The sequence below is a fragment of the Mesorhizobium sp. M0140 genome (genome assembly GCF_040322475.1).
Classification (GTDB): Bacteria; Pseudomonadota; Alphaproteobacteria; order Rhizobiales; family Rhizobiaceae; genus Mesorhizobium.
The window spans coordinates 134,233-159,512 of the sequence record NZ_JAMYTM010000002.1 but is presented as its reverse complement, the minus strand read 5'-3'; the positions used below and the strand labels follow the sequence as shown (position 1 = coordinate 159,512).

27 protein-coding genes are annotated in these 25,280 nt (G+C 63.6%); 14 read left to right on the top strand and 13 right to left on the bottom strand.

Translation table 11 applies throughout. The features are described 5' to 3' along the window. Positions 1–42: 42 nt before the first annotated feature. On the top strand, positions 43–1,266 hold the full coding sequence (locus NKJ37_RS02720; RefSeq protein WP_352772568.1) for an argininosuccinate synthase: 1,224 nt from the start codon (positions 43–45) through the stop codon (positions 1,264–1,266). Between the two features lie 5 nt (positions 1,267–1,271). Further along, positions 1,272–1,793, top strand: a complete 522-nt coding sequence (locus NKJ37_RS02715) for a hypothetical protein (protein WP_352772565.1) — start codon at positions 1,272–1,274, stop codon at positions 1,791–1,793. A gap of 71 nt (positions 1,794–1,864) precedes the next feature. Here the strand turns inward: NKJ37_RS02715 and NKJ37_RS02710 are convergent, their stop codons facing one another. Then, positions 1,865–2,662: a lytic murein transglycosylase gene (locus NKJ37_RS02710; RefSeq protein ID WP_128304286.1), complete on the bottom strand. Its 798-nt coding sequence runs from the start codon at positions 2,660–2,662 to the stop codon at positions 1,865–1,867. A gap of 141 nt (positions 2,663–2,803) precedes the next feature. Here NKJ37_RS02710 and NKJ37_RS02705 point away from each other — a divergent pair, with 141 nt between their 5' ends. The 7 genes from NKJ37_RS02705 (at position 2,804) to rpsP (ending at position 9,776) form a co-directional block, all read left to right on the top strand. Then, entirely contained in the window at positions 2,804–4,054 is a 1,251-nt protein-coding gene (locus NKJ37_RS02705; RefSeq protein WP_352555592.1) for a flavin monoamine oxidase family protein, read from the top strand. Positions 4,055–4,231: 177 nt separating this feature from the next. Next, positions 4,232–5,329 carry a zinc-binding metallopeptidase family protein gene (locus NKJ37_RS02700; RefSeq protein WP_352759331.1) on the top strand — a complete coding sequence of 366 codons (1,098 nt, stop codon included), beginning with the start codon at positions 4,232–4,234 and terminating at the stop codon, positions 5,327–5,329. Between the two features lie 63 nt (positions 5,330–5,392). Further along, positions 5,393–5,992 carry a DUF1236 domain-containing protein gene (locus NKJ37_RS02695; RefSeq protein WP_352772562.1) on the top strand — a complete coding sequence of 200 codons (600 nt, stop codon included), beginning with the start codon at positions 5,393–5,395 and terminating at the stop codon, positions 5,990–5,992. 171 nt (positions 5,993–6,163) lie between these two features. Next, on the top strand, positions 6,164–7,114 hold the full coding sequence (locus NKJ37_RS02690; protein WP_352555595.1) for a CPBP family intramembrane glutamic endopeptidase: 951 nt from the start codon (positions 6,164–6,166) through the stop codon (positions 7,112–7,114). Between the two features lie 270 nt (positions 7,115–7,384). After that, complete coding sequence (ffh, locus tag NKJ37_RS02685; RefSeq protein WP_352555597.1) at positions 7,385–8,989, top strand: signal recognition particle protein; 1,605 nt, start codon at positions 7,385–7,387, stop codon at positions 8,987–8,989. A 7-nt stretch (positions 8,990–8,996) separates the two neighbouring features. After that, entirely contained in the window at positions 8,997–9,323 is a 327-nt protein-coding gene (locus NKJ37_RS02680; protein ID WP_023811329.1) for a chorismate mutase, read from the top strand. Positions 9,324–9,374: 51 nt separating this feature from the next. Further along, a complete protein-coding gene (gene rpsP, locus NKJ37_RS02675; protein WP_023811330.1) occupies positions 9,375–9,776 on the top strand; it encodes a 30S ribosomal protein S16 in 402 nt (133 codons plus the stop codon). 81 nt (positions 9,777–9,857) lie between these two features. Here rpsP and NKJ37_RS02670 read toward each other — a convergent pair whose 3' ends face one another. The 3 genes from NKJ37_RS02670 to NKJ37_RS02660 all read right to left on the bottom strand — a co-directional run bounded on the left by NKJ37_RS02670 (position 9,858) and on the right by NKJ37_RS02660 (position 11,696). Next, entirely contained in the window at positions 9,858–10,121 is a 264-nt protein-coding gene (locus tag NKJ37_RS02670) for a YMGG-like glycine zipper-containing protein (protein WP_023811331.1), read from the bottom strand. Positions 10,122–10,255: 134 nt separating this feature from the next. Continuing rightward, positions 10,256–10,657: a DoxX family protein gene (locus NKJ37_RS02665; RefSeq protein ID WP_023811332.1), complete on the bottom strand. Its 402-nt coding sequence runs from the start codon at positions 10,655–10,657 to the stop codon at positions 10,256–10,258. 109 nt (positions 10,658–10,766) lie between these two features. Next, on the bottom strand, positions 10,767–11,696 hold the full coding sequence (locus NKJ37_RS02660; RefSeq protein ID WP_245273215.1) for a bestrophin family protein: 930 nt from the start codon (positions 11,694–11,696) through the stop codon (positions 10,767–10,769). A gap of 163 nt (positions 11,697–11,859) precedes the next feature. On the opposite strand from NKJ37_RS02660, the gene NKJ37_RS02655 reads away from it, so the two are divergent. Continuing rightward, positions 11,860–12,267 (top strand): ACT domain-containing protein, encoded by a 408-nt coding sequence (locus NKJ37_RS02655; protein ID WP_352772558.1) that lies wholly within the window; start codon positions 11,860–11,862, stop codon positions 12,265–12,267. A gap of 174 nt (positions 12,268–12,441) precedes the next feature. On the opposite strand, the gene NKJ37_RS02650 is transcribed toward NKJ37_RS02655, so the two are convergent. Continuing rightward, positions 12,442–13,476: an aspartate-semialdehyde dehydrogenase gene (locus NKJ37_RS02650; RefSeq protein ID WP_023814446.1), complete on the bottom strand. Its 1,035-nt coding sequence runs from the start codon at positions 13,474–13,476 to the stop codon at positions 12,442–12,444. A 457-nt stretch (positions 13,477–13,933) separates the two neighbouring features. Here NKJ37_RS02650 and NKJ37_RS02645 point away from each other — a divergent pair, with 457 nt between their 5' ends. After that, positions 13,934–15,808, top strand: a complete 1,875-nt coding sequence (locus NKJ37_RS02645) for a DEAD/DEAH box helicase (RefSeq protein ID WP_023814445.1) — start codon at positions 13,934–13,936, stop codon at positions 15,806–15,808. 98 nt (positions 15,809–15,906) lie between these two features. Here the strand turns inward: NKJ37_RS02645 and NKJ37_RS02640 are convergent, their stop codons facing one another. Then, entirely contained in the window at positions 15,907–17,013 is a 1,107-nt protein-coding gene (locus NKJ37_RS02640) for a glycosyltransferase (protein WP_023814444.1), read from the bottom strand. 447 nt (positions 17,014–17,460) lie between these two features. Between NKJ37_RS02640 and NKJ37_RS02635 the strand changes: the two genes are divergently transcribed. Both NKJ37_RS02635 and NKJ37_RS02630 read left to right on the top strand, forming a co-directional pair. After that, a complete protein-coding gene (locus NKJ37_RS02635) occupies positions 17,461–18,171 on the top strand; it encodes a DUF805 domain-containing protein (protein WP_023814443.1) in 711 nt (236 codons plus the stop codon). A 63-nt stretch (positions 18,172–18,234) separates the two neighbouring features. Then, positions 18,235–18,897 (top strand): DUF805 domain-containing protein, encoded by a 663-nt coding sequence (locus NKJ37_RS02630; protein ID WP_023814442.1) that lies wholly within the window; start codon positions 18,235–18,237, stop codon positions 18,895–18,897. Here NKJ37_RS02630 and NKJ37_RS02625 read toward each other — a convergent pair. The 6 genes from NKJ37_RS02625 to leuD all read right to left on the bottom strand — a co-directional run bounded on the left by NKJ37_RS02625 (position 18,894) and on the right by leuD (position 23,318). Next, entirely contained in the window at positions 18,894–19,370 is a 477-nt protein-coding gene (locus tag NKJ37_RS02625; protein WP_352759343.1) for a GNAT family N-acetyltransferase, read from the bottom strand. The two genes, NKJ37_RS02630 and NKJ37_RS02625, sit on opposite strands and share 4 nt — an antisense overlap. Before the next feature lie 4 nt (positions 19,371–19,374). Next, complete coding sequence (gene leuB, locus NKJ37_RS02620; RefSeq protein ID WP_352677481.1) at positions 19,375–20,478, bottom strand: 3-isopropylmalate dehydrogenase; 1,104 nt, start codon at positions 20,476–20,478, stop codon at positions 19,375–19,377. A 160-nt stretch (positions 20,479–20,638) separates the two neighbouring features. Next, entirely contained in the window at positions 20,639–20,989 is a 351-nt protein-coding gene (locus tag NKJ37_RS02615; RefSeq protein WP_128304297.1) for a VOC family protein, read from the bottom strand. A gap of 13 nt (positions 20,990–21,002) precedes the next feature. Continuing rightward, positions 21,003–21,386: a RidA family protein gene (locus NKJ37_RS02610; RefSeq protein ID WP_352723110.1), complete on the bottom strand. Its 384-nt coding sequence runs from the start codon at positions 21,384–21,386 to the stop codon at positions 21,003–21,005. Between the two features lie 312 nt (positions 21,387–21,698). Next, on the bottom strand, positions 21,699–22,628 hold the full coding sequence (locus tag NKJ37_RS02605; protein WP_352772552.1) for an Ivy family c-type lysozyme inhibitor: 930 nt from the start codon (positions 22,626–22,628) through the stop codon (positions 21,699–21,701). An 84-nt stretch (positions 22,629–22,712) separates the two neighbouring features. Beyond that, positions 22,713–23,318, bottom strand: a complete 606-nt coding sequence (gene leuD, locus NKJ37_RS02600; RefSeq protein ID WP_023810900.1) for a 3-isopropylmalate dehydratase small subunit — start codon at positions 23,316–23,318, stop codon at positions 22,713–22,715. Positions 23,319–23,445: 127 nt separating this feature from the next. Between leuD and NKJ37_RS02595 the strand changes: the two genes are divergently transcribed. Beyond that, on the top strand, positions 23,446–23,871 hold the full coding sequence (locus tag NKJ37_RS02595) for a GNAT family N-acetyltransferase (RefSeq protein WP_352555961.1): 426 nt from the start codon (positions 23,446–23,448) through the stop codon (positions 23,869–23,871). A 231-nt stretch (positions 23,872–24,102) separates the two neighbouring features. Here the strand turns inward: NKJ37_RS02595 and NKJ37_RS02590 are convergent, their stop codons facing one another. Next, on the bottom strand, positions 24,103–25,269 hold the full coding sequence (locus NKJ37_RS02590; RefSeq protein WP_352772549.1) for an NAD(P)/FAD-dependent oxidoreductase: 1,167 nt from the start codon (positions 25,267–25,269) through the stop codon (positions 24,103–24,105). Between the last annotated feature and the right edge of the window lie 11 nt (positions 25,270–25,280).

The window sequence follows — 25,280 nt, the reverse complement described above, 5'->3', positions numbered from 1 at the left end:
CGTGACGCCCAGGCTGGGGCGTCCGCCATCGACGGAGTAGAAATGTCCAAGGCCAAAGACGTCAAGAAGGTCGTGCTCGCCTATTCCGGCGGTCTCGACACATCCATCATCCTGAAATGGCTGCAGACTGAACTCGGCGCCGAAGTCGTGACTTTCACCGCCGATCTTGGCCAGGGCGGCGAACTCGAGCCGGCCCGTCGCAAGGCCGAGATGATGGGCATCAAGGACATCCGCGTCGTCGACGTGCGCGAGGAATTCGTGTCCGACTTCGTCTTCCCGATGTTTCGCGCCAACACCGTCTATGAAGGCACCTATCTGCTCGGCACCTCGATCGCGCGGCCGCTGATCTCCAAGCATCTGGTCGATATAGCCCGGGAAACCGGCGCCGACGCGATCGCGCATGGCGCCACCGGCAAGGGCAACGATCAGGTTCGCTTCGAGCTTTCAGCTTACGCACTGAACCCCGACATCAAGGTCATCGCGCCGTGGCGCGACTGGTCGTTCAAATCGCGTACCGACCTGATGAATTTCGCCGAGCAGCACCAGATCCCGGTGCCGAAGGACAAGAAGGGCGACGCACCGTTTTCGGTCGACGCCAACCTCTTGCATTCGTCCTCCGAGGGCAAGGTGCTGGAAGACCCGTGGGTGGAGCCGCCGGAATTCGTTCATCAGCGCACCGTTTCGCCGATGGACGCGCCGGACAAGGTCACCGAGATCGAGATCGAGTTCCTGAAGGGTGATCCGATCGCGCTGAACGGCAAGAACCTGTCGCCGGCGACCATGCTGGCGGCACTCAACGATCTTGGCCGCGACAATGGCATCGGCCGGCTCGACCTGGTCGAGAACCGCTTCGTCGGCATGAAATCGCGCGGCGTCTACGAAACACCAGGCGGCACCATCCTGATATCAGCCCATCGCGCCATCGAATCGATCACGCTCGACCGAGGTGCCGCCCACCTCAAGGACGAGTTCATGCCGCGCTATGCCGAGCTGATCTACAACGGCTTCTGGTTCGCGCCCGAACGGCTGATGCTGCAGGCGATGATCGACAAGAGCCAGGAAGACGTCGAAGGCACGGTGCGCCTCAAGCTCTACAAGGGCAATGTCATGGTCACCGGCCGCAAGTCGAAGAAGACGCTTTATTCGGATGCGCTGGTCACCTTCGAGGACGATCGCGGCGCCTACGACCAGAAGGACGCCGCCGGCTTCATCCGCCTCAACGCGCTGAGGCTAAGGACGCTGGCCGCGCGCAGCCGCACCAAGTAGCGCGGATGCGCGGTTTCGGTCGCTGCTTGGCGCCGCTGGTTGTTCTGGCGACGCCGGCCGCCGGCCAGGAGTTCGACCCCGCCTCTCTCGACCTTCCGGCCCTGATCGAGTGCAGGGCGGACGTTCCGACCTACAACGACTTTGCCCTGTGGCTGTCCAGCGCACTAGGTGCCGTTGAAACGCTTGGCTGGCAGGAGGTTGCCTCGGGCAATCCGTTTCTCAGCCAATACGAACTGCCGGCCAAAATCCGCGTGTTCAACCGCGAGACGGGATCGATCGTGTTTACCGCAGCCGGGCCGATGGCCGTGCTCGATGGCATTGCGGCGCCAGAGCTTGCCAGGGAGCTCAATGTCATTGCCGTTTTTTCGACGCCGGAAAAATTCCTTGGCGAGAAGGTCGTTGTCCAAAGCACCGAAGAGTCGGAAGGATTGACCTTCTCCACGGGCATCAAGCTCAACGTCTCGACCGTCGAGTCGCACCCCGGCAAGACGCTGGCGGGCTGCTCCTACACGCTCGAAATCAAATGAAACCCGACATTCGCGCCGGGTTTCCGATCAAGTCAAAAATAGCCGGGGCCTTCTGCCCGGAGCATGATCCGTCAATCGCCGTCGATCGCCGTGGCAATGCGGGCGATGGCCTGCTGATAGACGCTCGCGGAATTCCAGCCGGCAATCGCGCCCATATTCGCACTCGCGCTCGCGCCCGCCCGCCAGCCATGCCCCTTGAGGAAGTTGGCGGTGGAAGCCAGCGCCGTGCTCTTGTCGCGCAGGTTTCCGCCACCGACGCCATATTTCAGGACGTTTCCGGGCAGGAACTGCGTGTGTCCGATCTCGCCATGCGCGGCCCCGACCGACGAGGCTGTCAACGCCCCGCGATCAACCAGCTTCAGGGCTGCGATGGCATGCGGGTAGAAGAACCCCGGCCGGCGGCAATCATAGGCAAGCGTCAAAATGGCAGAGACGGTGTTCTGGTTGCCCATGGCCGAACCGAAGCCGGTTTCCATACCCCAGATGGCGAGCAACACGCCCGGCGACACGCCGTAATTCGCTTCGATCTTGGAGAACAGCGCCGCATTCGACTTTTTCAGCGACCGGCCCTTGGAAATAATCGCTGCGCCACCACGACGCCGCATGAAATCGTCCACCGAGCCGCTGAAGGCCTTGTGAATGCCGCGGTCGACTGAGATCGTCTTTGTCGCGTAGTTTGCCCCGGCCAGAGCGGCCAGCCCCTTGGCGCCTACACCTTCCGACCTGGCCTGCGCGGCAAAGTCCTGCTTCCAGGCGTCGAAGCCGGCGCCGGTCTTGCCGCAGCTGGCTGCCGCCTGTGCGCCCGTCGCCAGCGCAAGCACCGCCACCACGGCCGCTGCAAACATCTTTCCCTTGGCAAGAATTGCCATGTTGATCTCCTGGTTGCCTGAATCACGTCCCAATTGCGAACTTGCCAGCGAAACGCGCACTTGTCACTGTCACCGCTGCAATGCTGGCGAATGCCGTGGAATTTGCCTAGGATCAAGTGATTATTGTGGCAGGGGGGCTGCATGCAAGACGTTGATGTCGTCATCATCGGTGCCGGCTCGGCGGGTCTTGCCGCCGCCAGGAGCTTGCAGGCGGCGGGGCTTTCCTTCACGCTGCTCGAAGCGATAGACCGAATCGGCGGGCGAGCCTGGACCAGCGACCAGCATTTCGGCGTGCCTTTCGACATCGGCTGCGCCTGGCTGCATGCGGCCGACCGCAATCCCTATTTTCCCGAAGCCCAGGCGGCAGGCTGGACGTTGCATCATCACGACATGAACGTCGATCATCTCTACTACCGCGAGCGCAAGGCGAGCGAAGCGGAAGAAGCCGACATGAAGGCCGCCGACGCAAAGCTGTTCGAACTGCTGGCCAAGCATGAAGTGAAGGACGGAGATGACGATCGTCTTTCGGCGCTGTTGGCAAAAGGCCATGCACCGCGCGCCGCCGCCACCTTCGCCGGGCCGATGGATTTCGGTGCCGACGAGGACGAAATCTCGATCCTCGACTTCCAGGCCGCTGCCGATCTCGACCCGAACTACTTCAGCAAGGAGGGCCTTGGCGCGCTGGTGGCGCGTTTCGGCGCCGGCGTGCCGGTCGAACTTTCGACGCCGGTGCGCAAGATCCTGTGGGACGTGCCGGGCGTCGCCTGCGTCACCGATCGCGGCACCGTCCGCGCCAAGGCGGTGATCGTCACCGCTTCGCCGGCGGTGCTCGCCTTCGAGGAGATCGCGTTCTCGCCGGCCTTGCCAGACACGCATTTCGGCGCCTTCTTCGACCTGCCGATGGGCATGCTGACCAAATTGCCGGTCGAAATATCGGGCACCAGGCTCGGGCTGCAGCCCTTCGACGACCTGCTGATCGAACGGATGGCCAGGCACGACATCTATTTCCTGTGCTTCCCGTTCGACCTCGACCTGATGGTCGGCTTCGTCGGCGGCGATTTCGCCTGGGAAATGTCGGCGGCCGGCGAGGCGGCCGGCATCGACTTCGTCGTCGACCGGCTGTGCGGCATCTTCGGCGGCGATACGCGCAAACATGTCGGACGCGCCATGATGACCAATTGGGGCGGCGAGCGCTTCGTACGCGGTGCCTATGCCGCCGCTCGCCCCGGCCGTTCACTGGCGCGCGCCGCACTCATGCAGCCGGTGGCCGACAAGATCTTCTTCGCCGGCGAGCATCTGGCCGGTCCGCTGATGCAGACCTGTGGCGGCGCACGGCTGTCAGGCGAAGCGGTGGCAAGACAGGTTGTCACCCAGCTTGCGGCGAGGACATGATCCGAACCGAAGGACGGAACCAACGACAGGTGGAACCTGGTCTTCGCTTTGCGAAACCTCGTTCTGCAGAGATTATGTTCCAACAAGTTCGACAAAATGCGGAACGCCGCGCGGCTGTTCGCGTTGGGCACGGGCCGCCGTGAACATCTATGTCACCTCCGGTGAATTGAGACCGACATGAAACTCTTCGACTGCCCCCATTGCGGCCATCGCATCTATTTCGAGAACGCCAAGTGCCTGAACTGCGGGAACCCGGTGCTCTACGATCCCGAGCACGCGCGCTTTGCGCTGGCGGGCGTCGACGGCGTCTTCCAGTGCACCAACGCCGACGAATGCGCCTGCAACTGGATGGCGGAACCGGGTCACGCTTTTTGCCGCGCCTGCGTGCTGAACCAGCTGATCCCGGATCTCTCCGTCGACGGCAACCGCCGCCGCTGGATCCGTGTCGAAGCGGCGAAGAAGCGCGCCATCTACTCGCTGCTGGCCTTCGGGCTGCCGGTAGTCCCCAAGCAGACCCCTGCCGACGAGGTCGGCCTGGCCTTCGACTTCCTCGCCGATCCGATCGGTGGCGGCCCTGGTGGCGAGCGGATCCTCACCGGCCACGACAATGGTTTGATCACGCTCAATGTCGCCGAGGCGGATTCGGCCGAGCGCGAGAAGCGGCGCGTCGAGATGGGCGAGAACTACCGCACCTTGCTCGGCCATTTCCGCCATGAGCTCGGGCACTATTACTGGGACCGCCTCATCCGCGACGATCCGCACAGGCTCGAAGCTTTCCGCGCACTGTTCGGCGACGACCGTGCCGATTACGAACAGGCGCTGAAGGCCTATTATGCCGATGGTGCGCCGCCCGACTGGCAGCAGGGCCACATCTCGGCCTATGCGACCTCGCATCCTTGGGAGGACTGGGCCGAGACCTGGGCTCATCACCTGCACATCACCGACACGCTGGAAATGGTGCACGCACTGAACTTTCCGCTCGGCCGGCTGGAGACGGTGGAGGCCAACGACTTGCCGCGCGGCGACACCGGCGGCGAATTGCAGGCAGCACCCTCGGAGCCGGCGACCGCGCCGGAGCCTTTCGAAAAGATCCTTGCCCGCTGGCTGGTGCTGTCGGAGGCCTCCAATTCGATCAACCGCTGCATGGGCCTGCCCGACCTCTACCCCTTCGTCATTTCGGACGTCACGGCGCGGAAATTGGAATTCGTTCACGAACTTCTGACCGATTTGCCGAAAGAACACGGAACAAATCGTGAGTTGGCGCAGGCGCTTTAGCGGGAACGCATGAGCTGCTGCCCCGTTTTCGCTGGCGAGGGACCATGAAAACGGAGAGAAACCATGAAATCCCTATTGTTTCCTGCGGTAGCCGGAATGCTGACCGTGATGTCCGGCGCCGCGTTTGCCGATACCGCCGTCTCAGCCGTCACCGATCTTAACGTGCGCGCCGGGCCCGGCCCGCAATACCCTGTGATCGGCGTGCTCGCCGCCGGTCAGTCGGCAACGCTCAATGGCTGCATCGAAAACAGCAAATGGTGCACCATAGCCGAGGCCGGCGGCGAGGGCTGGGTCTATTCCGACTATGTGACGGCCGATATAGGCGGCAGCCGGGTGGTGCTGACGGAACGGCGCTCCAGCGTTGCTGTCGTCTCGCCGCCGGAGGACATCGGCAACTACTCGACCGATTATACCGGCGCGATCATCGCCAGCGATCCGGTCGTGGATGACTTCCCTTCGCCCCCGGCTGAAGTCCGCACCTATGTCGACACGCATCGCCTCGATCCCATCTATCTCGAAGGCGAAGTGGTGACCGGCGCGACCCTGCCCGACACCGTCGAGCTGCGCGAGATTCCGGACTACAATTACCGCTATGTCTATGTGAACGGCCAGCGGGCGCTGATCGATCCGCAGACCCGGCGCATCATGTACGTCGTTCGCTGACGACAAGCGGCACAAGCGGCCGCAGCGACAGCAGCGGCCGCCAGCAGGCGGCGCTGCCGCGCGGCGCTCTCCTGCGCCGACTTTGCTCTGGCTTAGTCTTTGCGGAAAACCATTCCGATTTTCCCGGCCATCGGTTAGTCAACAGGCGATGACTTTGGGAAGGGAGCCCGCGTGACCATCGATCCGGCCGCCTTCGAGCGTTACAGGCATTCGCCGAACGCCAGGACGACCTTACCGCGCCTGTTGCTCGGAACGGGGATCGTGGTCCTTTTTTGGGCAGCAACCACCGTGGCCGTGCTGGTCGGCGGCACCTATGCCTTCATCGCCTGGCAGGCGACCCCATCATCCGGCATTCAGGGCTTCCTCGCTTCGCCCCTCGGCATCCTCACCGCGCTCGTCTCGTTTGCCGGCATCTGGATCGGCCTGTGGGTCGCGATGCGCTGGGTGCATGGCGAGAAGCTGTCGGCGCTGCTCGGCAACAGCCGACGAGTTTCATGGCCCGGCTTCCTCAAAGGGCTGATCGCGGTGCTGATCACGTCGTTCATATCCGAAATCCTGCTCTATCTGCTGCAGCCGCAGATCACGCGTGGCCCGATCAGCCTGTCATCCTGGCTGCTGTTTGCGATCCCGATCGCCGCGCTTACCTTGGTGCAGACCTCTTCGGAAGAGCTGCTGTTTCGCGGCTACCTGCTGCGCGGTCTCGCCAGCCGGTTCACGAGCCCATTCGTCTGGGCCCTGCTGCCGGCCCTGCTGTTCACCTCGCTGCATTGGAGTGCGAGTTCGTCACCAGCCATCAATGCTTGCGTGCTGGCGTCGATCGCCGCTTTCGCGCTGCTGCTGACACTTGTCGTCTACGCAACCGGCAATCTCGGCGCCGCCTTGGGTGCTCATCTCGGCAACAACCTGACCGGGTTTCTCTTGATCTCGCATCAGGAAAGCTACAATTCCTTCGCCCTGTTCAATGCCAGGCCGCTCGAAGGACCGGGCTGGGCGACGTCGGATGCGGTTCTCATCGCCTTCATCGGCATCGCCTGCAGCCTGCTGACCATCGTGCTGCTTCTACATCCGCGTTCGCCGCTCAGGGTTGCCGCCGAATTTCCGGACCGGGCGAGCACGGCCTGATTGCAGGCCGGGAACGACGCAATCCGGTCTTTGTCTTGACTCCGTGTCCGATTTCCTGTCTACACGCCCCGAATTCCGCGACGAGTATCCCTCCGAGCAAGCCGACCAGGACGCCGAAGCCTCTTTGAGGTGAAGTGCTGTAAATCGATCCTGGAGGCCAACACCCGGCAGCGCTGAGCGCCCCCGGGTGGTTTTGGCTTTTGGTTGGACACTGGGCGCGAACGCATTACCTCTCGGGCATCATCCGGATGCCAGGGAAAAGGAAAACGAATGTTTGAATCGCTACAGGAACGTCTTGGTTCGATCCTGAACGGCCTGACCGGCCGCGGAGCCCTGTCGGAGGCTGATGTCTCGGCGGCGCTGCGCGAGGTGCGCCGGGCGCTGCTCGAAGCAGACGTGGCGCTGGAAGTGGTGCGCTCCTTCACCGACAAGGTGCGCGAGAAGGCCGTCGGCGCTGCCGTGGTCAAGTCTATCAAGCCCGGCCAGATGGTCGTCAAGATCGTCCATGACGAACTGGTCGACATGCTCGGCGCCGAAGGCGTCGCCATCGATCTCAATGCCCCGGCGCCGGTCGTCATCATGATGGTCGGCCTGCAGGGTTCCGGCAAGACGACCACTTCGGCCAAGATCGCCAAGCGTCTTTCCGAGCGTCAGAACAAGAAGGTCCTGATGGCCTCGCTCGACACGCGGCGCCCCGCTGCGCAGGAGCAGCTGCGCCAGCTCGGCGAACAGGTCAAGGTCGCCACGCTGCCGATCATCGACGGCCAGTCGCCGGTCGACATCGCCCGCCGCGCCGTGCAGGCGGCCAAGCTCGGCGGCCACGACATCGTCATCCTCGACACCGCCGGCCGCACCCATATCGACGAGCCGCTGATGGTTGAGATGGCCGACATCAAGAAGGTGTCGAGCCCGCACGAAATCCTGCTGGTCGCCGATTCGCTGACCGGCCAGGACGCCGTCAACCTGGCCAAGAGCTTCGACGAGCGCGTCGGCATCACCGGCCTCGTCCTGACCCGCATGGACGGCGACGGCCGCGGTGGTGCTGCACTCTCCATGCGCGCCGTCACCGGCAAGCCGATCAAGCTGATCGGCACTGGCGAAAAGATGGACGGGCTGGAGGAATTCCACCCCAAGCGCATCGCCGACCGCATCCTCGGCATGGGCGACATTGTCTCGCTCGTCGAAAAGGCCGCCGAGAACATCGACGCCGAACAGGCGGCGGCGATGGCCAAGAAGATGCAGTCGGGCAAGTTCGACCTGAACGATCTCGCCGGCCAGCTTCAGCAGATGTCGAAGATGGGCGGCATGGGCGGCATCATGGGCATGATGCCCGGCATGGGCAAGATGAAGGACCAGATGGCCGCCGCCGGTCTCGACGACAAGATGTTCGGCCGCCAGCTCGCCATCATCTCGTCGATGACCAAGGCCGAGCGCGCCAATCCCGATTTGCTCAAGCATTCGCGCAAGAAGCGCATCGCCGCCGGTTCCGGCACCGACGCGGCCGAAATCAACAAGCTGCTCAAGATGCATCGCGGCATGGCCGACATGATGAAGGCGATGGGCGGCAAGGGCAAAGGCGGCGGCCTGATGCGCGGCATGATGGGCGGCCTCGCCTCCAAGATGGGCCTCGGCGGCATGATGCCCGGCGGCCCCGGGGGCATGGGTGGCGGCATGATGGGCGGCGGCATGCCGGACCTGTCGAAGATGGATCCCAAGCAGCTCGAAGCCTTGCAGAAGCAGGCGCAAGCAGCCGGCCTCGGCGGCGGCATGAAAGGCCTTCCCGGCGGCGGCCTACCCGGACTGCCCGGCGGCATGAAGCTCCCCGGCCTGCCCGGAATGGGCGGCGGCCTGCCCGGCCTTGGCAAGAAGAAGTGAGGACGCCATGAACGAAGAGAAGGACATGGCCGACGCTCGCGCTCTCCTGGCCGATTACCGCGCCTCGATCGACAACATCGACGCGGCCCTCATCCACATGCTGGCCGAGCGCTTCCGCTGCACCAAGGCGGTCGGTGTGCTGAAGGCGACGCATGGCCTGCCCCCGGCCGACCCGGCACGCGAGCAGCAGCAGATCGCCCGGCTTCGCCAGCTGGCGAAGGATGCCCATCTCGACCCGGATTTCGCGGAAAAATTCCTCAACTTCGTCGTCCGCGAAGTGATCCGCCACCACGAACAGATCGCCGCTTCCAACGGCGTGATGAAAGCCGGCTGAGAAACCAGCCACCAACCGATCAACCAAATCAGCCTTTTTAGGAGAAAATAAATGCCCTTGAAGATCCGACTGGCCCGTGCGGGCTCGAAGAAGCGTCCTTACTACCACGTCGTCATTGCCGACGCCCGTTCGCCGCGTGACGGCCGGTTCATCGAGTCGATCGGCTCGTGGAACCCGCTGCTGCCCAAGGACGGCGAACGCGTCAAGGTCGACGCCGACCGCGTCAAGCATTGGCTGGCGCATGGCGCCCAGCCGACCGACCGCGTGCTGCGTTTCCTCGACGAGGCCGGCCTCGTCAAGCGCGACGCCCGTTCCAACCCGAAGAAGGCCGAGCCGGGCAAGAAGGCGCAGGAACGTGCTTCGCTCTTGAAGAAGGCGCAGGAAGACGCTGCTGCCGCGGCTGCGGCCGCCGCAGCAGCACCGGCCGAGGCGGAAGCCGCCACCGCCGAATAAGTATTGCCCTATCGCATCCAGGAAAACGGCGGGCCAAGGCCCGCCGTTTTGCTGTCCAGTTCTGTCTGTAAGAGCTGCCGATCAATAACCGCTCGGGCAGCGGTCGATGTAGACGCGGCCCCGCCGATCGCGATAGCGGCATTCGCCGCTCTCGCTTGCCCGGCCGATCAGCGCACCGGCAACAGCACCGACAGCGCCACCGACGACGGCGCCTTCAACCGGATCGCCGGCGACCGCCGCACCGACGGCAGCGCCACCGAGGCCGCCTACGGCCGCGCCTTTTTCCGTTTGCGAACAAGCGGCAAGCGGCACCAGCAGCGCCATCAAAAGCATCGTTTTCTTCATCGTCGTTCCTCTCCGATAGGAGCCGCCTCCGCCGCCAAGCGAATCTCTAACTCGCAACTCGGCGATTCGATCCCTAAGACATTGCCCGGCAAAGGGTTCCAGGCTTCGAGTTGAAAGCGATGCTTCGATCGGATCTATCGGCTGAACGGGATCAGCGCGCGGACCCTGGCATCGCGCAGATACAGGCCACCCCACAGGATAATGCCGAGATAGACGCCGAACAGCATGTGCGAGAACAGCGGGTTGTCGACGCGGACATTGGTGGCGATTGCGCCGCCCATATACGCGGTGAGCAGGATGGCGCCGAGCACCGCGGTGCGCGGCAAGGCGTAGAGCGCGGTCGAGATGACGCCAAGCATGCGCGCGACATTGGCATCGGCCGGCCAGCCGAGCGGCACCATCGTCTGGGTGACGACATCGAGCGGCGGCAGCTTGATGACGCCGTCGAAGATCATGAACAGCACGATGACGCCGCTGAGCACGCGGCCGGTCCACAAAGCGCCCGGCGAGACGGGCGCGGTTTCGGAAATGCTCATGGTGGTCCCTCCTGATGGTCGAGCCCTTTCGCAGGGGTCGACCCAAGGACGTGGCATGGGGCCGCGATCCGACAGCGGGGCGGATTCTTTTAAACCCGCGCGCCTTCGCCTACGAAAAATAGAACTTTTCCGCCGGGATCATCTTCGGCGGCGTTTCGCCCAGCGCCTCGAACACCGAGATCTCGCAGACGCGGCAGAGACCGTCGAGGGCGAGGTCGTTGGCCTCGGTGCCGAACGGATCCTCGAGCTCTTCCGAAAGCGCGTCGAGGCCGAAGAAGGTGTAGGCGATCAGCGCCGTGAACAGCGGCGTCGCCCAACCGGTGGTCGAGATCAGGCCGATCGGCAGCAGCAGGCAGACGATATAGGCCGTGCGATGCACCAGCAGCGTGTAGGCGAAAGGTAACGGCGTACCGGCGATCCGCTCGCAGCCGGCCTGGATGGCCGCGATCGACGCGAGCCTCTCATCGAGGATACGAAAGCCGATCGAGTCGACGTCGCCCGCCCGGCGCTGCGCATTGGCACGCCGGCCCATGCGCCTGACCATCTCATCCGCCGGATTGGAAAAGGCTGCTGCCTTGTCCGCCTCGGCGTCGATGAAGGCGCGGGCATCCTTCATGCTGTCGATCTTGCGCAACTGCCCGCGCAGGAAATGACAGAAGGCGAGCGCTTCCATCAGCAAGGCGCGCTGTTCGGTCTGGTCCGGGATGAGGCTGGTGGTGGCGCGTGCCAGGTTGCGCATTTCGAAGACCAGCGCGCCCCACAGCTTGCGCGCCTCCCACCAACGGTCGTAGGCGGCGTTGTTGCGGAACGAGAGATAGATCGACAATGTCACGCCGACCAGGCCGAAAGGCGTGATGTTGAAGACGCTGAAATCAAGCTGGAACCGGCGCGCCACGGCCAGGATGATCGCGGAATAAAGCGCGAAGCCCAATATCTGCGGCAGGATACGTGGCACGACCGAACCGCGCATGATGAAGAACAGCTGTAGGAATGTGGGGCGCGGGCGAACGATCATCGAAGGCCTTTCACGGACCGCCATCGGCCCTCACCTCCTTTATTGTGCGATGCGACAGCTCTGCAAGCCCAGCCACCAGCGACACCGCCATGTCGTCCTTGCAGCGCCTGGACTATCGGCACGCGCCGGTCGCGGATATTGAAGAGCACATGGGCTGCGGCCCATTTCTGCAAGCGAGAGAAACCGAATGACCGGCGAGACCGATCTGAAGACACTGCTGGCATCGATGACGCCGGAACTGCTCGCCGGCACCTATGTCTTCGCCATGCTGGCGCCCGGCGTCGTTCAGCCGGAAGGCCTCGAGCCGGTGATGATCTTTCGTGAGCGCGAGGGCGTGACACTGATCGTAACCGAGGAGAAGGCCATCGCTGCGGCACTGACCGCGTCATTCCGCTGCCGGATGGTCACGCTGAACATCCATTCGTCGCTGGAAGCCGTCGGCTTTCTCGCCGCCATCACCACGCGCCTCGCCGCCGCCGGCATGGGCGTGAACCCGGTTTCGGCCTTCTACCACGACCATCTGTTCGTGCTGGTCGACCGGGCGGAGGAAGCGCTGGGGCTGTTGAACCAGCTGGCCAGGGAGAACAGAGCGTAGCGCATCGGCCAGAGCTGCCGATCTCCCCCTCGTGGGGAGATCGGCATCCATCAATGCCTTCGCTAACCTTCAGCACCCGGCCGAAGGCCGAGCCCGCGACTGCGGGCCGCCGGTCGTCCGGCGCCCCCGCGGAGCGCCCGCCGCGGCAGCGGCGATACGGCCCGTGAGCGAAAACTAAGCCGCCTTCTTCTTCGGCTGGATCAGGCCGCGCTCGACCAGCAACTCGGCGATCTGCACTGCGTTGAGCGCCGCGCCCTTGCGCAGATTGTCGGAGACGATCCACATCGACAGGCCGTTGTCGATGGTCGAATCCTCGCGGATGCGCGAGATGAAGGTGGCGTCTTCGCCGGCCGATTCCAGCGGCGTGATGTAGCCGCCGTCCTCGCGCTTGTCCAAGACCTGACAGCCCGGCGCCTCGCGCAGGATATCGCGCGCCTCGTCGGCGGTGATCGGCTTTTCGAACTCGATGTTGACCGCTTCCGAATGGCCGATGAACACCGGCACGCGCACGCAGGTCGCCGTCAGCTTGATCTTGGGGTCGAGCATCTTCTTGGTCTCGGCGACCATCTTCCACTCTTCCTTAGTGGAGCCGTCATCAAGGAAGACATCGATGTGCGGGATGACGTTGAAGGCGATGCGCTTGGTGAACTTCTTGACCTCGACGCCATCGGCGACGAAGACCGCGCGGGTCTGGGTAAAGAGTTCGTCCATACCTTCCTTGCCGGCGCCCGACACCGACTGGTAGGTGGCGACAACGACACGCTTGATGGTGGCGAAGTCATGCAGCGGCTTCAATGCCACTACCAGCTGCGCCGTCGAGCAATTCGGATTGGCGATGATGTTCTTGCGCGTGAACAGCGAGATCGCGTCCGGGTTCACTTCCGGCACGATCAACGGCACGTCCTGATCGTAGCGGAAGGCCGACGAATTATCGATGACGACGCAGCCCTGCTTGCCGATCTTCGGCGACCATTCCTTGGAGACGCTGCCGCCAGCCGACATGATGCAGATGTCGGTGTCGGAAAAATCATACTGGTCGAGCGTCTTCACCTTCAGCGTGCGGTCGCCGAACGACACTTCCGTGCCCTGGCTGCGCCGCGACGCCAGCGCCACGACTTCGCTTACCGGAAAGCCGCGCTCTTCCAGTATGTTGAGCATTTCCCGGCCCACATTGCCCGTGGCGCCGACGATCGCTACCTTGAAACTCATCGAAAAATCTCCTGTCCCTCTCCGCTTGGTTTTTGGAGAAACCCGCTGGCCGATGCGGGTTCCGTCCCCCGGGCCGAACCCGGGAGAGGGTGGTTAGGCCAAGGGAGTCACACCGTTTTGGTGGTGGTTTTGGTAGTTTTTTTGGCCAAGAATGGGGTTTTGCTGGAACGAGGGGACGCGCCGACGCGCCCGGCCCAATGATGTGCATTGAGGCTGGGGGCATCGAATGCAAGAAGAGCCATCAAAAGGCCGCGCATCGAAAAAACGATCCCGTTCAAAGCGGGCTTTTACGCGGTTTGCGTCAAGAGTCAATTGCGATGAGCGTCCTGTTGCCCTGTACAATCGCGGCGGCACGAAGTACGAACGGCATGACCATCCGGCTCATGGAGCGTCCCGACGCCCGCCGAAGACAGGCCCATTGCTGGGCATATAAGAATCCGAATTCCGAAAGAGTAAGATGTCCAACTTCGATGCACTCGTTCCCGCGCTGGCAAGGGCGCTGGAAAAACGCGGCTATTCCGAGCTGACGCCCGTCCAGAAGGCGGTTGTGGCGCCGGAACTCGGCGAGGCCGATGCGCTGGTTTCGGCGCAGACAGGCTCCGGCAAGACGGTGGCCTTCGGCCTCGCTCTGGCGCCGACCCTGCTTGAGGGCGCGGAGCGCTTTGGCCACGCCGCCGCACCGCTGGCGCTGGCGGTGGCGCCGACGCGCGAACTCGCCTTGCAGGTGACGCGCGAGCTGGAATGGCTCTACGAACTGACCGGCGCCACCGTGGCGTCCTGCGTCGGCGGCATGGACATGCGCTCGGAGCGGCGTGTGCTGGAGCGCGGCGCCCATATCGTCGTCGGCACGCCCGGCCGGCTGCGCGACCACATCACCCGGCGCTCGCTCGACATGTCGGCGCTGAAGGCGGTGGTGCTCGACGAGGCCGACGAGATGCTCGATCTGGGCTTTCGCGAAGACCTCGAATTCATCCTCGACGCCGCTCCTGCCGAACGCCGGACGCTGATGTTCTCGGCCACGGTGCCGCGCTCGATCGCCACGCTCGCGCAGGGCTATCAGCGCGATGCGGTGCGCATCTCGGCCGCCGGCGAGGAGAAGCAGCATCTCGACATCGAATACCGGGCGCTGAGCGTCGCCCAGCCCGACCGGGAAAACGCCATCATCAACGTTCTGCGCTATTACGAAGCTAAGAACGCGCTGGTGTTCTGCAACACGCGTGCCGCCGTCAATCATCTGACCGCGCGCTTCAACAACCGCAACTTCTCCGTCGTCGCCCTCTCCGGCGAGCTCAGCCAGAACGAGCGCAGCCATGCGCTGCAGGCAATGCGCGACGGCCGCGCAAAAGTCTGCATCGCCACCGATGTCGCGGCGCGCGGCATCGACCTGCCCAACCTCGAACTGGTCATCCACGCCGACCTGCCGACCAACCCGGAAACGCTGCTGCACCGCAGCGGCCGCACCGGCCGCGCCGGGCGCAAGGGCGTCAGCGCGCTGATCGTGCCCAACAGTGCCCGCAAGCGCACCGAGCGGCTGTTGCAGAACGCCGGCCTCAAGGCGACATGGGCGAGCCCGCCCTCGGCCGACGACGTGATGCGGCGCGACGACGAGCGCATCCTGGCCGATCCGGTTTTCGACGAGCCGGTGAAGGACGACGAACGCGGTTTCATCGACGCGCTGCTCGCAAGACATGGCGCCGAGCAAGTGGCTGCCGCCTTCGTGCGCCAGTGCCGCGCCAGCCGCTCGGCCCCCGAGGACCTCATGGAGATCGCGCCCTTCACGCCGTCGCGTGAAAGACCGGCAGGCGAAGGTTTCGCGCGCCGCGACGAGGCGCCCAGCCGTCGCGACGATTTCGGTGACAGCGTCTGGTTCTCGTTGTCGATCGGGCGCCGGCAGAATGCCGAGCCGCGCTGGCTCATCCCGATGCTGTGCCGCACCGGCAGCATCTCGAAGCGCGAGATCGGCGCCATCAAGATGCAGCCGGAAGAGACCTACGTGCAGATATCAGCCGACTGGGCCGACCGCTTCCTGGCCGCGATCGGTCCCGATCGCAAGCTGCAAGGCAACATCCTGGTGAAGCGGCTCGAGGGCACGCCCGATCTGTCGCGCGCCGGCTACCAGCCGCCAAGCCCCGACAAGAAACCGCATCGCGGCAAGGCGCCATTCGACCCCAACGCGCCGAAGCGCAAATTCGAAAAACGTGCACCGGCAGCAGTCGATCAGCGCCCGGCCACCGCGCATGAGGCAAAGCCATGGGCGAAGAAGCCGGGCAAGCCGAAATTCGACACCACCGGCGCGCCCAAGCACAAGAAAGCGAAGAAGCGGCCCACCTAGAGCATTTCACCGTTTCACGGAAACGGCGATCTGCTCTAACTCTTTGTTTTGACGCAATTCTAGACGGAAAACCGCGTCACACCTTTCCTAGAATTGCTCTAGGACTTCGGCCGGAGGGACGCGCTTGCCTGCAGGCCAGCCTTGATGGCAGCCCAGCTGGCCGATGCCGGCGTCGGGCGATGCTGCTTTGCGATGCGTTCCGTCAGCGATGAGCGCCAGTCCGGGTCTTCCGCCATCCTGCGGATCGCAGCGTACCAGCCGGCCTGGTCATTGGAATCGATCGCCGGCATCAGCCCGCCGCTCGCCTCGATCAGCGACGGCGCGGTCGAGACGATGACGGGAACGCCGAAATCGAGACATTCCGAGGCGCCATAGCCCCAGCCCTCGATATGCGAGGGAAAGACGCCGAAGGAAGCGCTGCGATAATATCGGATGAGTTCCTCATCGCTGATCGCTCCGGTGAACGTAACCCGCTCGAGCAGTCTCGGATGGGCCTTGAGATAGGCGCGCAGCGGATCGATCATCCAGCCCCAGCGCCCGGCGCAGACGAGCCTCGGCAGCTTGACGCCCTCGTCGAGCGCCTGCTGCCATATCCGTGCCAGCAGGATGTGGTTCTTGCGCACTTCGATGGTCGAACAATAGAGCACGAACGGCTCGTCGGCCTCGATGCGCGAAGTCTCGCCCATGCGCGAAGCCGTCTCGTACAGGATGGAAGGCATCGGAAACCGGTATACCACCGGCTGCGTGACGCCTGCCTGTTGCATATGATCGGTCAGCGTCGCACCAACTTCGTCGGATGCACAAAATGCCGGCGCGCCGGAACGCACGAGGTGCTCGAGATATGACCCGTAGCGAGCCTCGCCAGGGCTCATACCAACCATGTCGGGGCGCAGTGTCGGGATGAGGTCGTGGCAAAGAAACGCGAGGCCACCGGCGCGCCCGGAGACGGCGGCTCGGTCGTCCCCGGTCAGAATGTGATGGCTGATCAAGACAAAGCCGCGTTCAGTCTCGTCCGGTTGGCTTGGAGCCTGACGCGGGGCCGACCGGATCCGCGCCCGCTGGTACAGACGATAGGCCCGGATCAGCAGCCTCGTCGCCTGATAGGCAATCCCTTTGCGGCCATGGGTCATCGTCTTTGCGAGATGGCGGTCGGCGTCGCGCTTGCCCCATGGCTGCTGCCTCACCGCTTCGAGGGCCTGCGACATCGCCGTGCGTCTCCCAGGCCATCGTTTGAGGCGCCAGGGTGAAATCTCGCCCGTCGCGACATGGTCCTGCTCGAAAGGAGCGAGGGGGCGAAACCGGCCTTCCCACGGTCGGAACGCCACCACCTCCACGCAAGGGTCGGGATCGGCCAGGGCTGCGCTGACGAGAAAGCTTTCCACCCGTGGGATGCCGACAAGTCCCTGGCCGGACGGCCAGAACGTCAGGCCGGTGGCGTCGATGGCCAGCCTGGGAGGTCTTCTTTCCCCTCCATCTTCATTTACGGTTTTACTGTCAGGACTCTCGACTGTCATGTCTGCTTCTGTCGAAGGCGGTTGCACTCGATGCCTTATGCTTCATTTGCCGCGAAGAGGGTAGCCATGCTGGCCGTCTTGCCCATCGGCACGGCCCTGTGCCACCTTCGGCTAGGACGTGGCGAGCGGGGGTGGCAAATGCGCGGCGAAGTGCTTCACTATGACGAGGTCCAGGGCTTCGGCTTCATCACCGGCGCCGACGGCAGCCAATACACCTTCACCCGAGAAAACCTGCGCCGTGAAACTGCCATGCGGAAGGGCGCGTCCGTCGAGTTTCAGGCGGGCGGCGGCCAGGCTCACGACGTCTTTTCGATTGCCGCCCAGACCGCTACTTCGGCCACTGACGCCGGCACGAACCCCGCACCGACTCAAGCCGGCAGCAAGGCCGCGGCAACCCCGCCCCCGGCACAGCATTTCGGCCGCTCCTCCGAGCCGGCCGAACCCAGCGATCTCTGGGGCTATTTCTGGCGCGGCGTGACGCAGAACTACTTCAATTTCGCCGGCCGCGCCCGCCGCAAGGAATATTGGGGCTACTGCCTGTTCTGGACGGTTTGCCTGCTGATCATCGGCGGCATCGGCCTGTACACCGATATGGATATGGGCGGTTTCGACAGTGATATTTCGGGCGCGATAACGGTCGGGCTGTGCGGCACGTTCCTGCTGGCGACACTGCTCCCTAGCCTCGGCATGATCGTGCGCCGGCTCCACGACATCGGCCTGTCAGGCTGGCTCAGCCTGCTGATCCTGATCCCGACCATCGGCAGCCTGATCATCCTGGTCTTCGCGCTGATCCCGACGCAGGCCCGGGAAAACCAGTGGGGGCCGGTGCCGGCGGGTGTCAGGATTTAGCCGCCACGTGTATTGCAATCACAAACAACCCTGGGTAGTATTTGCGCAACGCGGGGGAGAAACATGCGTGGCACGATATTCCACTACGATCAGGATCAGGACTACGGCTACATCGACGGAATCGACAGCAAGCGTTATATCTTTGCCCGTGACGATGTGAGCCATGAAGTGACCCTCGCCAGGGGCACCCTTGTCGAGTTTCAACCGGATGACGGTACGGCGCACGATATAGTCGCCGTCACCCCGACAGCGCCATCGCCAAGCACGGGCCAGCCACGCCGTTCGGCCGAGAGCAGGCCCGCCTATTCCATGGGTCTGTGGGCTTACTTCTGGCGCGCGATAATTGCGGACTATAGCAATTTCAAAGGTCGCGCCCGCCGCAAGGAATTCTGGGCCTTCTGGCTATTCTACACCCTCGGGATATTGGCGCTTCTAGGCTTCGGAATACTCGTTGACCTAGCGTTCAATGGCTTCAAAACCAATGCGGACAGGACGACGATGAGGGCCATAGGGCTCATACCCTTCCTGGTTTTCTTTTCGGGATTGATCCTGCCGTCGATTGCCCTCGTCGTGCGGCGTGTGCATGACGCGGGTCTGAGCGGCTGGTTTGCACTGCTGGGCTTCATCACTCCCATTGGCAGCATTGCCTTGCTGGTCTTCGGACTTCTGCCGTCCCAGGTGGGCGAAAATCCTTGGGGACCAGTGCCGGCAGGCGTCAGGATCTAGCCGCTTTTCAACGCCTCACCCGAAAGTCTGAGAAAGACCTTCTGGCCGTGGCGTTCGGCGCCAAGCCGGTCGTAGAAGCGCAGCGCGCCTTCGTTCCAGTCCTCGGTGGTCAGGTCGATGCGGCCGATGCCTTCGCGCAGGCAATGATCGGCGAGAAAGCCGATCATTGCTCGGCCGACGCCGGCGTTGCGGGCTTTGTCGCGCACGAACAAATCCTTGAGGAACAGCAGCCGCTCAAGATCGATGCCGGGATGCGCGATCGCCACCGACGCCAGGCCGCTGACCTCGCCCTCGACGAAGGCGAGCGCGAAATGCGGATAGGCCGGGCTTTCCTCGCCAAGCCATTTTCGTGCGGCAGACACGGCCCGGCCGGCATCGAGAGGTGGCTGCCGGTAGTGAACCGCCATCTCGCACAATATGGCCGCGAGCGCCGTCGCGTCCTCGATCGTCGCCCAGCGGACGTCGACCGTCACGATATCAGCCCAGGAATTTGGCGATGATCGCGTCGCCCATCTGAACCGTACCGACCTCGGTCATGCCATCGGACATGATGTCTTTCGTCCGCAGGCCCGCGTCGAGCACGGCGGCGATCGCGCCTTCGACGCGGTCGGCTTCATCGACCATGCCGAAGGAATAGCGCAGGCACATGGCGAAGGAAGCGATCATGGCGATCGGGTTGGCGATGCCCTTGCCGGCAATGTCGGGCGCCGAGCCGTGCACCGGTTCGTAGAGTGCCTTGCGCTTCTTGGTTTTCACATCAGGCGCGCCGAGCGAGGCCGACGGCAGCATGCCGATCGAGCCGGTCAGCATGGCGGCGATGTCGGACAGCATGTCGCCGAACAGATTGTCGGTGACAATGACGTCGAACTGTTTTGGCCAGCGCACCAGCTGCATGCCGCCGGCATCGGCCAGCATGTGGTCGAGCTTGACGTCGGAATAGCGTGCCTTGTGGGTCTGGGTGACGACCTCGTTCCACAACACGCCCGACTTCATCACATTGCGCTTTTCCATCGAGGTGACGTGGTTCTTGCGCGTGCGTGCCAGTTCGAAAGCGACGCCCGAAATGCGCTCGATCTCGAACGTGTCGTAGACCTGCGTGTCGATGCCGCGCTTCTGGCCGTTGCCGAGATCGATGATCTGCTTGGGCTCGCCGAAATAGACGCCGCCGGTCAGCTCGCGCACGATCAATATGTCGAGGCCTTCGACCACCTCCTGCTTGAGCGAGGAGGACGCCGCCAGCGCCGGGTAGCAGATGGCCGGGCGCAGATTGGCAAACAGCTCCATGTCCTTGCGCAGCCGCAGCAGGCCGGCCTCAGGGCGCACCTCGTAGGGCACCGCATCCCATTTCGGACCGCCGACGGCGCCGAACAGCACCGCGTCGGCCGCCATCGCCTTTTCCATGTCGGCATCGGAGATCGCCGCGCCATGCGCGTCATAGGCGCAGCCGCCGACCAGCCCCTCATCGGTGGCAAAACCGCTGCCGAGCTTGTCGTTCATGACCGCGATCAGTTTCTTGACCTCGGCCATGGCCTCGGGACCGATGCCGTCACCGGGGAGCAGGAAAAGATGCTTCGTTGCCATGGAGAAACCGTCCTGGAAAGATTTGAACCGCGGCCTTGCTAAACGCCAAGCCGGTTGTGCGCAAGGAGTAACGCAGCGATCAAGAACAACCTCGTTCGTTTGCGATCCTTCGCGCCCCCCTCTGCCCCGCCAGCCTCCCGCAAATTGCAGCGCCTTGCCTTCACCGATGCGAGAGAATGTTGACCAGCCTGCCGAACGGATCGCGGACGTAGAAGCGGCGCACGCCCCAGGGCTCGTCGGCCGGTCCGTATTCGATGGCGAAGCCCGCCGCTTTCATGGCATCGAGCGCCGCATCGACGTCATCGACCTCGATCGAAAGATCCGGCACCGGCGTTTCGGAGCCGCCTTGCGCCATGAAACTGACCTGGACATCCATCTTTGCTTGCGAGCCGTAGGTGGCGATCCAGCCAAGATCCATCAAAAGGTCGAGGCCCAGCACATCCTGGTAGAAGCGCTTTGCCGCCACGATGTCCGATGTCTCAATGTTGGCAACGATGCGCCGGACTTTCATCGTCGGTCGCCTTTCAAGCCGTGCGCCGCAGCGCCGTTACCTCGATCTCGATCTTCATTTCCGGTTTGTTGAGCTGGCAGACGATCATCGTCGCCGCCGGCCTGATATCGCCGAACGTCTCGCCCAGAATCGGGAAGACGATGTCCACGAAGGCCTGGTCGGTGATGTAGTAATGCGCCCGCACCACGTCGGCCATGTCGAAACCGCCATCCTGCAGCGCCTTGGCAATCGTCGCCAGGCAATTGCGCGTCTGCGCCTCCACCGGCTCCGGCATCGTCATCGTCGCATAGTCGTAACCGGTCGTTCCGGAGACGAAACACCAGTCGCCCTGCACCACGGCGCGCGAATAGCCGGCGGTCTTTTCGAAGGGGGAACCGGTGGAGATGAGTTTTCGCATGGGGTTCTCGTGAGTTGTGGTGGGCCATTTTGCAGGGAAAGGGCAGATCTGACCATGGGTCAACGCAGAGCGACTGGCGCTGCAAAGGCATTTTTATGCCGGCGGGACAGCACCCCCCTCTGGCCTGCCGGCCATCTCCCCCGCAAGGAGGGAGATCGGATGTCTCGAATGCTTTCGCCAGTTACAAACGGTGCAGAGATAGGCAGAGCGGCCAAGCTGCCGATCTCCCCCCTTGCGGGGGAGATGCCCGGCAGGGCAGAGGGGGGTGTGAAGGATCGCGGCGAAACAGTTTTTGGTTCACCGCCGAAATGCCTAGTTCGCAGACCCCAGCGCCTTGTCCAACGCCGCCTTCACATCGGCCGGCCATGTCGCCACATCAGGCCACGCCTGCGGCTTGCCATTGTCGCCGCGGCGCGCAAAATAGAGCCTGTGCTGGGCTGGGTCGACCGCCATGAAGCCGTCATTGCCGCCGCAGTCATGCGGCACGCAGCCGCTGGCGAAGAAGGCGCCCGAAGCGGTCTTTTCCGTGCCGCCGCCGACCAGCAGGCTGGTTGCCATATCGGGCATGTCCTTGCCGAGCAGCTTTTCCGCTTCCTTGTAGACAGCCTCGTTGTGGAAGGCGTCGGTGATGTTCTGGTACTTTTCCGGATCGATGTCTTTCCAGTCCGTGCCGGGTTCCGGCATGTAGGTCAGATTGCCCGAAATCGTCAGCCCATCGGTCGGCGACCATTGCAAAGCCGGCTTCTCATCCCCCGGCAGCAGATAGGGCACGAAATAGATGGCGTTGTCGGACACCGCCGAGGGCGGGGCGCCGCACTGGTCCTGCTCGACCATTGTGCTCTGGATCGTGCCACCTTCCGGTTTCCAGACGATCACCGTCGCCGGCCCGCATTGGTTGCCGCCGTCGCCGACATCGAACAGCGCCACCTTGACGCCGCCGACTTCCACGATTCTGTCAAAGAAGACGTCATAGTTCGTGGCCAGCTGCTGGCCGTCATAGGCAAGCACCTTCTCGCCATACTGTTCCTTCTGGGTGATGGTCAGCGTGCCGCCTTCGAAAGGGACGGGCGCCTGCTTGTCGTCATCGGCAGCGTCGGCGGCCTTCGTCCCCTGATCGGCGGACGGCTGGTCCGTCGCCGGGGCCGGCTGGGTGGCGGGTGCCTGTGTCTGCGCAAACGCGCTCACGGTTTGCCCCAGCAACAAGGCCAGCCCGCAAACGCCGGCAAGAAGCAAACGTGTCATGACTGTCCCTCCACTCAGTCGCAACGAACCCGGCGCAACGAAGGCCTGAAAAGCGGCCGGGCCTCCGCCTGGAGTGTGTACCGCTCAGGCCCAGGGGCGCTGTTCGGCGTTTCGCTTCTCGAACGAGGCGATGGCGCCGGCCTTCTCCATGGTCAGGCCGATGTCGTCGAGCCCGTTGAGCAGGCAGTGCCGCTTGAAGTCGTCGAGGTCGAAGGTCACGACACCGCCGTCGGGACCACGGATTTCCTTGGCTTCGAGGTCGACCGACACGGTGGCATTGGAGCCGCGCGAGGCGTCGTCCATCAGCTTCTCGAGATCCTCGGGGCTGACGGTGATCGGCAGGATGCCGTTCTTGAAGCAGTTGTTGTAGAAAATGTCGGCGAACGAGGTCGAGATGACGCAGCGAATGCCGAAGTCGAGCAGCGCCCATGGTGCGTGCTCGCGGCTGGAACCGCAGCCGAAATTATCGCCGGCGACCAGGATCTGCGCCTTGCGGTAGGCCGGCTTGTTGAGCACGAAATCCGGGTTTTCCGAGCCGTCGTCCTTGTAGCGCATTTCGGCGAACAGGCCTGTGCCGAGTCCGGTGCGCTTGATCGTCTTGAGGTAATCCTTCGGAATGATCATGTCGGTGTCGACATTGACGATCGGCATCGGAGCGGCGACGCCGGTGAGCTTGGTGAACTTTTCCATGGCTTTTGCCCGTGTTTTCGTTGCGGGGGAATTTGCTGACGCCGGTTTACACAAAGCCGGCGGCAAATAAAAGGCAACTGTTCGTGCATGGTGGCACAAGCCAGCCCGATGGTGCAGTCTGACGGCCATGGCAGAAAACGCACACGTCCTCTATAACAGCGAAGCCGCGCTCGACATCGCCGAATTCCGGCGCGTGCTGGTCGAATCCGGCCTCGGCGAGACACGACCGGTCGATGATGAAGCACGGCTGCGGGCGATGCTGTCGGGCGCCAACCTGGTGCTGACCGCGCGTCTCGACGTCGAAGGCAAGCCGCTGGTCGGCGTGATCAGAGGCATCACCGACTTCTCCTGGGTCTGCTATATCTCCGAACTCGCCGTTTCCCAATCGGCGCAGGGGCTCGGCATAGGCAAGGGCCTGATGGACGAGGCGCGGCGGCAGCTTGGACCGTCGGTCGCCATCAGCCTGATCTCCATGCCCGATGCCGTAGGCTTCTACGAACGTATCGGCATGAAGCGCATGGCGGATGCCTTCTGGTTCGACCGCAAGGGCTGACGTGCGGTCACCTGCCTTGCAACGGCTAGCGGGACAGCGCCCCCCTCTGTCCTGCCGGACATCTCCCCCGCAAGGGGGGAGATTGAGCGCTCAACCGCTTTCGCCAATTCCTGCGTCGCAGGAAAGAGCAAGGCGCTGAAGCTGCCGATCTCCCTCCTTCCCGGAGAGATGGCCGGCAGGCCAGAGGGGGGTGGGCGGGAACTCGACAGAACGGCGGTCTGCGCTGATCGCTCAAATCACATTCAATTCCCGAAACGCCCGCCCTTCCGCGACACGGCCATACCCGAACGCCGAGCAGTCCACCGTGCGGTAGCCACCATGCACGATCAGTTCGGCCAGCGCCTTGCCGACCGCCGGCGCCTGCTGCAGGCCGTGGCCGGAGAATCCGTTGGCGAAGATGAAATTGCCGACTTCGGGATGCGGACCGATCACCGCGTTCTGGTCGAGCGTGTTGTAGTCGTAGTGGCCGGCCCAGGCGCGGGTCGGCTTGATTGCCTCGAAGGCGGGAATGCGGGTCGCCAGCACCGGCCAGATTACCTCTTCGAACAGCGGCCAGCTTACCTCGAAGTCACCGGGATCGGGTGCGCGGTCGCCTTCCTCCGGTTCGGCGCCGCCGGTGAGGTAGACCGAGCCTTCCGGACGAACATAGATGCCGGAGGGATCGACCAGCAGCGGCATGTCGGCATATTTCTCGCGCGCCTCGAAGACGAAGACATTGCGCTTGCGCGGCTCGACCGGGAGTTCAAGCCCGGCCATGGCAGCCACCTTGCCGGCGTTCGGGCCGGCGGCGTTGACGACGATGCCGGCCTTCAGCGTCTCGCCATTGCCGAGGCTCACTCCCGTGACGCGGTTGCCATCGCGCGCGATGCTGGTGACATCGGCGGCGATGAAATCGACTTTCTTCTGCCGCAGCGCCTTTCGGAACAGCGTCAGCATCGCATGCGCGTCGAACCAGCCTTCGCCGGTGCGGCCATAGGCGCCGGCTGAAATGCCCTCGGTCGACAGCCACGGGAACCGGCGCGTAAGCTGGTCGGCATCCTCGAGCACGATGTCGGCGCCCTCCGCGATCTGCGCCTCGTGATTGCTCTTGAGGATCGGCAAGCCGTCCTCGCCGGCAAGGATGAGGTAGCCGCCCTCGCGAAAGCCGATATCGGCATCATCCCCGAACTCTTCCTTCAGCCGCCGGAACAGTTTTAGCGTGAACTGCGACAGGCGGATGTTTTCCGGGATCGAGAATTGCTGGCGGATCGAAGCCATGGACAGCGTCGTTGCCGCATGCGCGAATTGCGGATCACGCTCGACCAGCGCGATCGTGCCGGAAAACCCTTGCTCACGCAGGTAATAGGCGACCGAGGAGCCGACGATGGCTCCACCGATGATGACGATGTCGTAGGGCATTTTTTCTCCGA

Coding starts and splice junctions, on each gene's coding strand:
- NKJ37_RS02720 (WP_352772568.1), top strand. CDS start 43: ATGTCCAAGGCCAAAGACGTCAAGAAGGTCGTGCTCGCCTATTCCGGC.
- NKJ37_RS02715 (WP_352772565.1), top strand. CDS start 1,272: ATGCGCGGTTTCGGTCGCTGCTTGGCGCCGCTGGTTGTTCTGGCGACG.
- NKJ37_RS02710 (WP_128304286.1), bottom strand. CDS start 2,662: ATGGCAATTCTTGCCAAGGGAAAGATGTTTGCAGCGGCCGTGGTGGCG.
- NKJ37_RS02705 (WP_352555592.1), top strand. CDS start 2,804: ATGCAAGACGTTGATGTCGTCATCATCGGTGCCGGCTCGGCGGGTCTT.
- NKJ37_RS02700 (WP_352759331.1), top strand. CDS start 4,232: ATGAAACTCTTCGACTGCCCCCATTGCGGCCATCGCATCTATTTCGAG.
- NKJ37_RS02695 (WP_352772562.1), top strand. CDS start 5,393: ATGAAATCCCTATTGTTTCCTGCGGTAGCCGGAATGCTGACCGTGATG.
- ffh (WP_352555597.1), top strand. CDS start 7,385: ATGTTTGAATCGCTACAGGAACGTCTTGGTTCGATCCTGAACGGCCTG.
- NKJ37_RS02680 (WP_023811329.1), top strand. CDS start 8,997: ATGAACGAAGAGAAGGACATGGCCGACGCTCGCGCTCTCCTGGCCGAT.
- rpsP (WP_023811330.1), top strand. CDS start 9,375: ATGCCCTTGAAGATCCGACTGGCCCGTGCGGGCTCGAAGAAGCGTCCT.
- NKJ37_RS02670 (WP_023811331.1), bottom strand. CDS start 10,121: ATGAAGAAAACGATGCTTTTGATGGCGCTGCTGGTGCCGCTTGCCGCT.
- NKJ37_RS02665 (WP_023811332.1), bottom strand. CDS start 10,657: ATGAGCATTTCCGAAACCGCGCCCGTCTCGCCGGGCGCTTTGTGGACC.
- NKJ37_RS02660 (WP_245273215.1), bottom strand. CDS start 11,696: ATGGCGGTCCGTGAAAGGCCTTCGATGATCGTTCGCCCGCGCCCCACA.
- NKJ37_RS02655 (WP_352772558.1), top strand. CDS start 11,860: ATGACCGGCGAGACCGATCTGAAGACACTGCTGGCATCGATGACGCCG.
- NKJ37_RS02650 (WP_023814446.1), bottom strand. CDS start 13,476: ATGAGTTTCAAGGTAGCGATCGTCGGCGCCACGGGCAATGTGGGCCGG.
- NKJ37_RS02645 (WP_023814445.1), top strand. CDS start 13,934: ATGTCCAACTTCGATGCACTCGTTCCCGCGCTGGCAAGGGCGCTGGAA.
- NKJ37_RS02640 (WP_023814444.1), bottom strand. CDS start 17,013: ATGTCGCAGGCCCTCGAAGCGGTGAGGCAGCAGCCATGGGGCAAGCGC.
- NKJ37_RS02635 (WP_023814443.1), top strand. CDS start 17,461: ATGCGCGGCGAAGTGCTTCACTATGACGAGGTCCAGGGCTTCGGCTTC.
- NKJ37_RS02630 (WP_023814442.1), top strand. CDS start 18,235: ATGCGTGGCACGATATTCCACTACGATCAGGATCAGGACTACGGCTAC.
- leuB (WP_352677481.1), bottom strand. CDS start 20,478: ATGGCAACGAAGCATCTTTTCCTGCTCCCCGGTGACGGCATCGGTCCC.
- NKJ37_RS02615 (WP_128304297.1), bottom strand. CDS start 20,989: ATGAAAGTCCGGCGCATCGTTGCCAACATTGAGACATCGGACATCGTG.
- NKJ37_RS02610 (WP_352723110.1), bottom strand. CDS start 21,386: ATGCGAAAACTCATCTCCACCGGTTCCCCCTTCGAAAAGACCGCCGGC.
- NKJ37_RS02605 (WP_352772552.1), bottom strand. CDS start 22,628: ATGACACGTTTGCTTCTTGCCGGCGTTTGCGGGCTGGCCTTGTTGCTG.
- leuD (WP_023810900.1), bottom strand. CDS start 23,318: ATGGAAAAGTTCACCAAGCTCACCGGCGTCGCCGCTCCGATGCCGATC.
- NKJ37_RS02595 (WP_352555961.1), top strand. CDS start 23,446: ATGGCAGAAAACGCACACGTCCTCTATAACAGCGAAGCCGCGCTCGAC.
- NKJ37_RS02590 (WP_352772549.1), bottom strand. CDS start 25,269: ATGCCCTACGACATCGTCATCATCGGTGGAGCCATCGTCGGCTCCTCG.